The sequence below is a fragment of the Variovorax sp. FW301-JW7 genome, assembly GCF_058788795.1.
The window spans coordinates 383,159-394,314 of the sequence record NZ_JBYTBC010000001.1 but is presented as its reverse complement, the minus strand read 5'-3'; the positions used below and the strand labels follow the sequence as shown (position 1 = coordinate 394,314).

Below are 11,156 nucleotides of genomic sequence, written 5' to 3'. Positions count from 1 at the left end.
CATGACCGGCGCCGCCCACGCCCTGTCCATCGACGCACCGGTCTGCCGGTACGTCGAGCTGGACCACTTCACCGACACCCTGCCCGCGCAGGTGCTGTCGGCAGAAGAGTGCGCGCGTGCCGAGAGCCTGCGCTTTCCCGTCGACCGGGCGCGCTTCGTGGCGGCCCATGTCGCGCTGCGCCAGGCGCTGTGCGCGTACACGGGCCTGGCGCCCGATGCGCTGACGCTGGCCACCGGCGCCTTCGGCAAGCCGTCGCTGGCGGGCCACCCGCGCACCCAGTTCTCGCTGAGCCACAGCCAGGGCCTGGCACTGATCGCCATCGGCGGGCGCGGCCCGCTGGGCGCCGACGTCGAGCTGCTGCGCCCGATGTCCGACGCGGCAGCCTTGGCCGCGGCGCATTTCACGCCGCATGAACAGGACGCACTGGCCGCCCTGCCCGCGCACGACCGTGACCGCGCCTTCCTGACCTGTTGGACCCGCAAGGAAGCCTGCCTGAAGGCCATCGGCGTGGGCCTGCTGGTGTCGCCGCAGAGTTTCGAGGTGGGCGTGACACCGGACTGCCGCAGCGTCGAGCTGCCGGTGGCCGGACGTACCCTCGTGCTGGTGCTGGAGCCCGCACCCGCGCGGCCGGACAGCGTGGGCTCGCTCGCCGAATGGCGCCACACCGAAGCCCGCGCCCAGGCATCGGGAGCCGGTTTCGAAGGCGGCCCCATGCGCGCCCTGGACGCGCGCCAAGGGATGACCGAGGCGCGATGCGCAGGGGGTGTCGCATGACCCTCTTCACGCCGCTCATGTTCGGGCCGGCTTCGCGCCAGGTCTTCGGCGCGTTCCACGCTCCCGACGAAGACCGGGGCGAGCCCACCGCGGTGCTCCTGTGCCCGCCCTTCGGGCAGGAGGGCCTGCGCACGCACCGCTTCTTCAAGGTGCTGGCCGAACGCCTCGCGCGCGCCGGCGTTGCCACGCTGCGTTTTGACTTCTACGGCGCCGGCGACTCGCCGGGCGACGAGAGCGAGGGCGAGCTCGACGGCTGGCGCCGCGACCTGTGCGCGGCGCACGAGGAGCTGCGGCGGCACGCGCCCCACGCCGCCATCGTGTGGATCGGCGCGCGGCTGGGCGCCACCCTGGCCGTGCTGGCCGCGCGCAACGGGCGCTGCGACCCGGCGCGGCTGGTGCTCTGGGAGCCGGTGATCGACGGGCAGGGCTACGCGCGCCTGCTGCGCGAGCGGCACGTCGAGGCGATCGACACCACCTTCTGCATCCCCGACCTGTCCTGGCGCCGCCACCTCGCGCGAGAACCCGACGCGCTGCCCGAGGAGGCGCTGGGCGTGCGCCTCTCGCCGGCGCTGCAGGCGCAGCTGCGCGCCCTCACACCGCAATCGCTGCCGCTCACCGCCCTGCACGACACCCTGGTGCTGGCCCCGCCCGACGACACGCCCACCGCGCAATGGGCGGCCGAGCAGCAGTCGCGCCACATGCCGGTGCGCCTGGCCTACCTGAGCCACCCGCTGGACTGGACGTCCGACCCCTATCCCCACAGCGCGATGGTGCCGGCCGATGCGCTCAGCCGCCTGCAGGGAGCCATCCATGAATGACCTGACGCAGACCCCGGTGTGCTTCGGCCCCGGCAACGCACTGATGGGCATGCTCACCGTGCCCGCGCAGCGGGTGCCGGCGCCCGTCGCCTGCCTGATGTTCAACATGGGCGCGAACCACCGCGTCGGGCCGCGCCGCATCAACGTGAAGCTGGCGCATGTGCTGGCCACACACGGCGTGGGCAGCCTGCGCTTCGACCTGGGCGGCATCGGCGACAGCGAGGCGCTGGACACCGGACCCGACCTGCAGACGCGCGCGGTGCACAGCCTGCAGGCCGCCATGGACCTCGTGCAGCGCAGGCTGGGCATCCACCAGTTCGCGGCCGTGGCCATGTGCTCGGGCGTGGAGCACGCCATGTCGGCGGCCGCGGTGGACGCGCGCGTGGTGGCGCTCTCGCTGTTCGACGGCTTTGCCTTTCCCCAGCGGCGCACGCGCTGGGAGCTCACGGTGCGCCGCGCGCTCGCGGCGCCGCTGCACCCGTCGTTCCCCGGCAAGGCGCGGCGCTGGGTGCTGCGCCATCTGCCGGGCAGCACGGTGGGCAAGCCGCTGCCGGGCTACTTCGTGGACCGGCGGCCGCCCAACGTCAACGCGATCTGGTTCGAAGCCACGATGAAGCAGCTGGTCGAGCGCGAGGTGGCGGTGCAGCTGCTGTATTCGGGATCGCTGCACGTGCGCGACCGCGACCGCGACCAGCTCGGCGCCCTGCGCCACGAACCGTTCATGCAGGGCCTGCAGTACGAGTTCATTCGGGACGTGGACCACACCGTCTGCACGGTGAAGGGCCAGCAGCTCTTCCTGCAGTCCGTCGGCGACTGGGTGGTCGCGCACTGCCTGGCCGCCCCCAGCCCGCAGCGGCAAGGCCGCCCGGCGACAGGCACCCCGCGCGCGATCCCCGCCACGCTCGCCGCGCCCTGAAACAACAACCGAAGCCAAGGAGATTGCCATGACATCCGCAACCCCAGCAAACCCGCGCGGCGAACGCCGCCTCAGCACCGAAGGCGCTTGCGCCCTTCCCGGTGGCCGCTTCCGGTCGCGCGCCATGGCGCTGCTGCTGTCGCTCGGGTTGTGCGGCTGCGCACCCGGCTTCGGCACGCCGGGCCCGTTGCAGTCCTCCGACGGCACGGCCGGCGGCCGGATCGCGGCCATCACGCCGGAGCTGATCCGCGCACAGCTGGCCGGCAACACGGGCATCCCGCCCGAGGTGAAGGCGCTGTTCGGCCGGCCCACGGCCTACACCATCGGGCCGGGGGACGTGGTGGGCATCACCGTCTACAACAACCCCGAGCTGCAGCCCAACCTGGGCGCGGTGATCGCGCAGCAAAGCGACCCGACCGGCGTCACCGTGGCGCCGGGCTTCATCGTCGATGCCGCGGGCGAGATCAGCTTTCCCTACATCGGCCGCACGCGGCTGCAGGGCCTCACGGAAAGCGGTGCGTCCGAGCTGATCGCCAAGCGCATCGGCAACATCATCAAGGCGCCGCTGGTGAGCGTGCGCATCCAGTCGTTCCGCAGCCAGCGCGCCTATGTCGAGGGCGAGGTCCGCACGCCGGGGCTGCAGATCTTCACGGACATCCCGATGACGCTGTCGGAGGCGCTCAACCGCGCGGGCAGCATCACCGCCGTGGGCGACCGCTCGCAGGTGACGCTCACGCGCGGCGACCGCACCGTGGCCATCGACCTGATGCAGCTCAAGCGCTTCGGCGCCGACGCCAACAACATCCCGCTGCGCAACGGCGACGTGGTGTACGTCGGCACCCGCGACGACAGCCGCATCTACGTGATGGGCGAGATCCTGCGGCCCTCGGCGCTCTTGATGCGCAACGGCCGCATGAGCCTGAACGAGGCCCTGGGCGATGCGGGCGGGCCCGACCTGCTCACGGCCGACCCCGGGCAGATCTACGTGATCCGCAACTCGCCGCAGACGCCCGACACGCCGCAGATCTTCAGCCTGAACGCGAAGAACCCGGCCGCGCTGGCGCTGGCCGACCGCTTCGAGCTGAGGCCGCGCGACGTGGTCTACGTCGACCGCGTGCCGCTGGTCTCGTGGAACCGCGTCGCCACCCTGATCCTTCCCGCCGCCCAGGTGATCAACCTCGCGCGCGACACCGCCCGCAAATAAACCGCGCGGCGCCCCGGCCCGACCACGAACCCAAGGTGAAGCCCATGAATGCGCGTTGGTACCCCCCGCTTCCCCCACCGTACAACCCGGAACCCGAGCGCCCCCGCTCGCGGTTCAAGGAGTACGTCGACCTCCTGCTGGACAACCGCTGGCTGATCGCCTCGGTCACCGCGGTGGCGCTGGTGCTGGGCACGGGCTACGCGCTGTTCGGGCCGCGGGTGTACGAGACGAACGTGCTGATCCAGCTCGAGGATGCCGAGCGCTCGCCCGGCGGCGCGGGCGATGCCGCCGTCAACGGCGTGAACGTGAAGACGCCGACCTCGGGCGAGGCCGAGATCCTGAAGTCGCGCATGGTGCTCGGCCAGGCGATCGAGAACACCAAGCTGTTCATCACGGCCCGGCCGCACTACATCCCGGTCGTGGGCGAGTTCATGGCACGGCATTCGAAGACGCTGTCCCGGCCGGGCTTCCTCGGCATGCGCGGCTACGTGTCGGGCACCGAGCGGATCGCGGTGCCGCAGATGGACGTGCCGCCGGCCCTCGAGGGCAAGAAGTTCCTGCTGACCGCCGGCGCCAACGGCAGCTACACCCTGACGCACCCCGACCTCGACACGCCCCTGCACGGCCGCGTCGGCGAGCCGATGGACAGCTCGGTGCCGGGCGGCACGGTCCACCTGCTGGTGGCCTCGTTCGACGCCCTGCCCGGCGGCGCCTTCGAGCTGACCCGGCGCTCCACACAGCTCACCATGCTCGCGTTGCAGCGCGAGCTGCGCGTGATCGAGAAGGGCAAGCTGTCCAGCGTGATCGACGTGAGCTGGCAGACCGACGACCGCGAGCACCTGGCGAACCTGCTCAACGAGGTGTCGCGCTTGTACATGCGCCAGAACATCGACCAGAAGACCGCGCAGGCCGAACGCACGCTGAACTTCCTGGGCACCGAGCTGCCCAAGTTCAAGCAGCAGCTGGAGCAGTCCGAAGAGGCCTACAACCAGTACCGCAACCAGAACGGAACCATCAGCCTGGACGACGAGGCGCGCAACGCGCTGTCGCAGAACGTCGACCTGCAGGCCAAGCTGCTCGACGCGCGCCAGAAGCGCCTGGACCTGGCGAGCCGCTTCACCAACGAGCACCCGATGCTGATCACGCTCGACGCGCAGATCGCCTCGCTGCGCAAGGAGCTGGGCGGCGTGGACAACCGCATCCGCCGCATGCCGATGCTGCAGCAGAACTCGCTGCGCATGCAGCGCGACATCAAGGTCAACACCGAGCTCTACGCGTCGCTTTTGAACAGCTCGCTGCAGATGCGGCTGGCGCGCCAAGGCCGCATCGGCAACGTGCGCGTGCTCGACCAGGCGCTGTCGCCCGAAAAGCCGGTGCGGCCCAAGGCCGTGATCTCGGTGGCGCTGGCGCTGGTCGTGGGGCTGTTCCTGGGCGCGCTCGCCGCGGTGCTGCGCCAGGCGCTCAAGAGCACGGTCGCCACCCCCGACGAGATCGAGATGCGCACCGGCCTGAACGTTTACAGCACGATCGCGCTCAGCGCGCGGCAGGCCGTGCTCGACCGCGCCATCCGCCACGGCAGGCCCGGGATCAAGCTGCTGGCGGCCTCGCACCCGGAAGACCCGGCGCTCGAAGGCGTGCGCAGGCTGCGCACCACGCTGGGCTTCCTGATGGCCGGCGCGCAGAACAACCGCATCCTGCTGACCAGCGCCACGCCGGGCGCGGGCAAGACCTTCCTGTCGGCGAACTTCTCGGCCGTGCTGGCGGCCTCCGGCAAGCGCGTGCTGCTGATCGACGCCGACATGCGCCGCGGCAAGCTGGCGAGCCAGTTCGGGCTGAAGGCGGGCACCGGCCTGTCGGAGCTGATCGCCGGCACCGCCACGCTCTCGCAGGCGGTGCACGCGCAGGTGCTGCCGCACCTGGACGTGATCACCACCGGCAAGCTGCCGCTCGACCCGGCCACGATGATGGGTTCCAGCGCGTTCACGCGATTGCTGGAGACCCTCTCGGCGCTGTACGACGCCGTGGTCATCGATGCCCCGCCGATCCTGCTGGCGACCGAGACCGTGGCGATGTCCCCGGACATCGGCACCCTGATGCTCGTGGCCCGCGCCGGCGACAGCGAGCTGAGCGACCTGGTGGAGAGTGCGAAGCGGCTGGCGCACGTGGGCGCGGCGTTCCACGGCGTGGTGCTCAACGCGCAGGACGCGCGCCAGCGCCACAGCACCTACGGCTACGACTACGGCCCCAACCGCCTGCCGCCGAACATCTATCCGCCCGCGCTGGGGCACACGCCCCACGCCGAACCGGAGCGCGCGACATCATGAGCACGCACCTTTCACGCACGTCACGCACGTCAAGCACGCCGCAGCGCACCGCCGCCCGCCCCGTGCCGGTGGGCGGCTCGCGGCGCCTGCAGGCCGCCAAGCGCGCCATGGACATCCTGCTGGCGGGCGCCTTCTTCCTGTTCCTGGGCTGGGCCTACGCGCTGATCGCCCTCGGCGTGCTGCTGACCTCGGGCGGCCCGGCCATCTACGTGCAGCCACGCTACGGCCGGGACGGGCGGATCTTCCGCTTCTACAAGTTCCGCACCATGGCGCCCAACGCCGACGCCCTGCTGGCCCGGCACCTGCGCGAGAACGACGCGGCGCGGCGCGAATGGGAGAAGTTCCAGAAGCTCGAACACGACCCGCGGATCACCCGCTTCGGCGCCTTCCTGCGCCGCTACAGCATCGACGAGTTTCCGCAGTTCTGGAACGTGCTCAAGGGCGACATGAGCATGGTCGGCCCGCGCCCCTGCATGTTTGCCCAGAAGGAACTCTACGGCCCCTACTGGGCGTACTACTGCGCCGTGCGCCCGGGCATCACGGGCCTGTGGCAGATCAGCGGACGCAACGAGGTGAGCTACCGCCGTCGCGCGGCCATGGACGCCGAGTACGTCGCCACGCTCTCGCTGCTGCGCGACGTGGTGATCCTGCTGAAGACCTTCCGCGTCGTGCTCGGGGCGCGCGGTTCGCGCTGACGCCCGCAGCCCCCTCTTCCTTCACCGAAAGAACGCCATGCGAATCTATGTTGCAGGTCATCGCGGAATGGTCGGCCAGACGCTCACGAGGCGCCTGGGCGAGCTTGGCCACGAGGTCGTGACGCGCAGCCACGCCGAGCTCGACCTGCTCGACCAGGCGGCCGTTGCGCGCTTCTTCGCGACCGAGCGCATCGACCAGGTCTACGTGGCGGCGGCCAAGGTCGGCGGCATCCACGCCAACATGACCTACCCCGCGCAGTTCGTCTACGAGAACCTGATGATCGCGGCGAACCTCACGCACCAGGCCTTTCTCGCCGGCGTCAAGCGCCTGCTGTTCCTCGGCTCCAGCTGCATCTACCCGCGGCTGGCCGAGCAGCCGATCCGCGAAGAGGCCCTGCTCACCGGCAGGCTCGAGCCCACCAACGAGCCCTATGCGATCGCCAAGATCGCGGGCATCAAGCTGTGCGAGAGCTACAACCGGCAGTACGGCGCCACGCACGGCGTCGACTTCCGCAGCGTGATGCCGAGCAACCTCTACGGCCCCGGCGACAACTACCACCTGGAGAACAGCCACGTGGTGCCCGCGCTGATCCAGCGCTTTCACCTGGCCAGGATCAGCCGCACGCCGAGCGTGCTGATCTGGGGCAGCGGCCGGGCGCGGCGCGAGTTCCTGTACGTGGACGACATGGTCGAGGGCTGCCTGGACGTGATGAACCTGTCGCGCGCCGCCTACGACCAGCACACCGACCCGATGCGCGGCCACATCAACCTCGGCACGGGCGAGGACGTCTCGATCGCCGAGCTGGTGGAACTCATCCGCGAGGTCGTGGGCTACGAGGGCAGCATCCGCTACGACCTGGCCCAGCCCGACGGCGCCCCGCGCAAGCTGCTGGACGTGTCGCGCGCGGCCAGCTTCGGGTGGCACGCCACGGTGCCGCTGGCCGAAGGGCTGCGCCGCACCTATGCGGACTACCAGGCGGTGCGCCGCAGCGCCACCGAGGCCGCGCACGCCTGAAGCAGAAACGGACCTCGCCATGCGAACCCTCGTCTTCTGGTCCGGCATCGTCTGCGCCGCGCTGTGCGGGCTGATCGATCCTGTCTGGGGCTACGGGGTGGTGTTCGTGCTGACGGTGGTGCAGCTGTCGATGCTGGGCACCGCCGGCGACAGCGTGTTCCTGCTGATCCACTACACGGCGGTGCTCATCTACTTCTCGCTGGCGCCGGCGATGCAGATCGCGACCGACACCGACTTCTGGGACGTCGGCATCGTCGGGCAGGCCGCGCACACGCAGGCGCTGATGCTCGTGCTGATGTACATGGCGGGCGTGGAGGCCGCACGGCTGGGCCAGCCCGCGCCGCCGGCCGGGCCCTGGCCGACGCCCCGCACGCACGGAGCACACGCCGCCGGCGTCGCCCACCCCTTCCTGCTGCTGGCCTGCCTGGAGGTGGCGTTCGCCATGCTCTTCCTGCGCCCCGACATGAACTTCACGGCGCGCGGCGTGATTTCCGAAGAGGAGGCCGCGCCGGTCCAGTACATCGTCTATTCCACGCTGCCCAAGCTCATGGTGCTGCTGTGCTGCGTGGCGCTCGCGATCCACGCCACGCGCCAGCGCACGCTGTGGGCCTGGTGCGTCGCGGGCCTGTCGTTCGCGCTCGCCGCCATTGCCGCCAACCCGGTCAACACGGCGCGCCAGATCATCCTGATCGGTCTGCTGCCGCTGCTCATCCATGCCCTGGGGCGGCGCCACCGGTGGGCGCTCGTCGCCGTGATCTTCGGCGCCATCGCGGGCCTGGGGCCGGTGCTGAACCTGATCTCGCGGGACGCCATGTGGGGCGCGGAGCTGGCGTCGTACCCCTTCAGCCAGGACTTCGACGCGATGTTCGTCATCGCGGGCATCCTGGAGCGCGCGCCCTCGCCCGAGCTCGGCTACGGGCGCTACCTGCTCTCGGCGTTCTCCTTCGTGCTGCCGCGCGAGCTGAAGATGTTTCCCGAGTTCGACCCGCTCGGCTGGCCGGCCGTGCTGGGCAACTTCTCGCAGAGCAACCTGTCGCTGCCGCCCTTCACCACCGCGTACTTCGACTTCGGGCTGGCGGGCCCGGCGCTGCTGGGCTTTGCGGTCTCGGCGCTCTTTCGCGTCGTCGACCGGGCCATCGACCCCCACCGCGCGCTCACGCCCGGCTACCTGTGCGCGCTGGTGCTGCTGGCCGCCTACGTGCCGTTCCTGCGCGGGCCGATCCTGGGCTGGGGACCGTTCGCCGTCTCGGGGCTGGCCGCGGCCGTCGTCGCCGGCAGCCTCGCCGCGTGGTTCCGCCGGCCGGCCCCCCGCCCGGCGCGCCAGCCTGCCGACGGCCTGAGAACGTGAGCGCGACCATGGCCACCTACCTCTTCTACGACACCATCCGGCTCAACGCGTCGGCGGGCGGGGTGCTGAACGTGTCCGAGGTGCTGCTGCAGAGCATGCGCGGCTCGCCGGACCACCAGGTGCAGCCGATCAGCGAGCGCCATCCGCGCCTGTACGCGGTCGCGCGGCGGTTGAAGATCAGCCGCTTCGTGCTCGACACGCTGCTCTACAACGTCCACCTGGTGCGCGGATGGCTGCGCGGGGAGCGCGTGTACTCGCTGTTCCCGAACTACTTCCTGCCCTTCTCGCTGCTGGCGCCCTTCGGCCGCCACCGGGACTCGATCGTGGTGGTGCACGACGTGCAGTACAAGTCGTACCCGCAGTACTTCACGCCGCAAAAGCGCCTCTGGCTCGACTGGAACCTGCAGCGCGTCGCGCGCAGCGCCGCCGACGTGGTCTTCATCAGCCGCAGCAGCCAGGAAGATTTCGAGCGGCACTTCAGGCGCTGCGAGCACCCGGCGGTGATCTTCAATCCCGTGGATGCGGGCGCCGTCCCCCCGGCTTGCGGCAGCACGCCGGCGCCCGGTGAGCGCTACCTGATCGCGGCCTACCACTACTACCCGCACAAGAACTTCGAGGGCATCCTGAAGCTGTTCGTGCGCATGAAGCGCCAGGGCCTGGTCGACTGCCTCGACATCACGGGCAACGGCGCCAAGGAGGTCGAACGCATGATCTCGGCCCTGGCGCCTGCGTTGCGCGCCAGCGTGCGGCACCGGGGGCTGGTGTCGCGGGACGAACTGCTGCGGCTGTACCGGGGCGCGACGGCCTTCATTTCGCTGTCGACCTTCGAGGGCTTCAACCTGTCGGCCGCCGAGGCGGCCACGCTGGGCGTGCCGCTGCTGCTCTCGGACCTGCCGGTGCACCGCGAGCTCTTCGCGGGCTACGCGTTCTTCATCGGCAACGAATTCGGCGGCCTGGGCGGCATCGAGCGCTACCTGGCCGCGCACCAGCGCACGCGCCCCGCGTGGTCGCTGTCGCGGGCCTGCGCACCGGGCGCGGTGGCGGCGAGCTATCTCACGCTCAAGCGCGGCGACGCGTCGCTGGCGAGGGCCACGCCATGACGACCCGCGCACGCGCCCTGCTTCACGCGCTCGCGGTGCTGGCGTTCGAGCTGGCCGCGTGGGCCGGGTCGGCCGTCGCGGCACTGCCCGAAACGCAGGGCGTGCAGGGTTTCGGCGTGATGGTGCACTACCTGCCCGACAAGCAATCCATCGCCGGCATCGGGCGCTTCGACGTCGAGGCCTTCGCTGCCGCGCTCGCCGAGATGCGCGCCAGCCATCTCATCCTCACGCTCGGGCAGAACAACGGCCAGTTCATCGCGCCGAATGCCGCCCTCGAAGCGCTGTGCCCGCGCAGCGCCGCGAACCGTTCGCCGCGCGACCTGCCGATGGAGATCGGCCGCGCGCTGCGCCGCCACGGCATCGCGCTGATCCTCTACCTGCCGTTCCGCGCACCGCAAGGCGACCCCTACCTGATGGAATGCCTGGGCGACGTCTCCGAGCAGCAGCCGCCGCCGGCGCGCTTCATCGCCGCCTGGTCGGCCGTGATCGACGACTGGTCGCAGCACTACGGCGCGCTCGCCACCGGCTGGTGGTTCGACGGTGTCTACAACACGACCGGCATGACCGCGCGCGACTGGGACCGGCTGTGCGCCGCCGCACGCAGCGGCGCCCCCACCCGGTGGCTGGCCTTCAATGCCGGCGAAGGTGCGGCGCGCTTCAGCCTCAAGAGCGCGCCGTGCCAGACCCTGATGGCGGGCGAGTACCTGCAGCCCACCGCACGCCTGGCCTCGCCGCCCTCCGAACTCCGGCTGCATGTGCTGACGCCGCTGGGTGCCTCCTGGGCCCAGCCGAGCGCGCCGCGCTTCTCGGCGACGCAGCTGCGCAGCTGGATCGGCGACGCCAACGCCCGGGGCGGAATGCTCACGCTCGACATGCCGCTGGACGCCGACTTCCACTTTCTTCCCGCGCACGTCGCGCTGGTGCGCAGCGCCACCGCGCCGCGGCCCTGACCCGTCTTGCC

Annotated in this window: 10 protein-coding genes; all 10 read left to right on the top strand. The window is 71.0% G+C overall.

Going from position 1 to position 11,156, the window contains the following annotated elements; translation table 11 throughout:
- Nucleotide 1 precedes the first annotated feature (1 nt).
- The 10 genes from AC3WQM_RS01660 to AC3WQM_RS01615 all read left to right on the top strand — a co-directional run bounded on the left by AC3WQM_RS01660 (nt 2) and on the right by AC3WQM_RS01615 (nt 11,145).
- Nucleotides 2-775 carry a 4'-phosphopantetheinyl transferase family protein gene (locus tag AC3WQM_RS01660; protein WP_492676685.1) on the top strand — a complete coding sequence of 258 codons (774 nt, stop codon included), beginning with the start codon at nt 2-4 and terminating at the stop codon, nt 773-775.
- Nucleotides 772-1,593: a serine aminopeptidase domain-containing protein gene (locus tag AC3WQM_RS01655; protein WP_492676684.1), complete on the top strand. Its 822-nt coding sequence runs from the start codon at nt 772-774 to the stop codon at nt 1,591-1,593. Before AC3WQM_RS01660 ends, AC3WQM_RS01655 begins: the two co-directional genes overlap by 4 nt.
- On the top strand, nt 1,586-2,509 hold the full coding sequence (locus tag AC3WQM_RS01650) for a hypothetical protein (RefSeq protein WP_492676683.1): 924 nt from the start codon (nt 1,586-1,588) through the stop codon (nt 2,507-2,509). The genes AC3WQM_RS01655 and AC3WQM_RS01650 overlap by 8 nt, the downstream gene beginning before the upstream one ends.
- A 124-nt stretch (nt 2,510-2,633) precedes the next feature.
- Nucleotides 2,634-3,713, top strand: coding sequence for a polysaccharide biosynthesis/export family protein (locus AC3WQM_RS01645; protein WP_489058853.1), 1,080 nt, complete (start codon nt 2,634-2,636; stop codon nt 3,711-3,713).
- A 44-nt stretch (nt 3,714-3,757) separates the two neighbouring features.
- A complete protein-coding gene (locus AC3WQM_RS01640; RefSeq protein ID WP_492676681.1) occupies nt 3,758-6,037 on the top strand; it encodes a polysaccharide biosynthesis tyrosine autokinase in 2,280 nt (759 codons plus the stop codon).
- Entirely contained in the window at nt 6,034-6,732 is a 699-nt protein-coding gene (locus AC3WQM_RS01635; RefSeq protein ID WP_492676680.1) for a sugar transferase, read from the top strand. The genes AC3WQM_RS01640 and AC3WQM_RS01635 overlap by 4 nt, the downstream gene beginning before the upstream one ends.
- 37 nt (nt 6,733-6,769) lie before the next feature.
- A complete protein-coding gene (locus tag AC3WQM_RS01630; protein ID WP_492676678.1) occupies nt 6,770-7,747 on the top strand; it encodes a GDP-L-fucose synthase family protein in 978 nt (325 codons plus the stop codon).
- A gap of 19 nt (nt 7,748-7,766) precedes the next feature.
- The gene (locus AC3WQM_RS01625; RefSeq protein WP_492676677.1) at nt 7,767-9,095 is read left to right on the top strand and encodes a hypothetical protein; all 1,329 of its coding nucleotides are present in this window, start codon (nt 7,767-7,769) and stop codon (nt 9,093-9,095) included.
- Nucleotides 9,096-9,103: 8 nt separating this feature from the next.
- Nucleotides 9,104-10,195 carry a glycosyltransferase gene (locus AC3WQM_RS01620; protein WP_492676676.1) on the top strand — a complete coding sequence of 364 codons (1,092 nt, stop codon included), beginning with the start codon at nt 9,104-9,106 and terminating at the stop codon, nt 10,193-10,195.
- Nucleotides 10,192-11,145, top strand: coding sequence for a hypothetical protein (locus AC3WQM_RS01615; RefSeq protein ID WP_492676675.1), 954 nt, complete (start codon nt 10,192-10,194; stop codon nt 11,143-11,145). The genes AC3WQM_RS01620 and AC3WQM_RS01615 overlap by 4 nt, the downstream gene beginning before the upstream one ends.
- Nucleotides 11,146-11,156 lie beyond the last annotated feature (11 nt).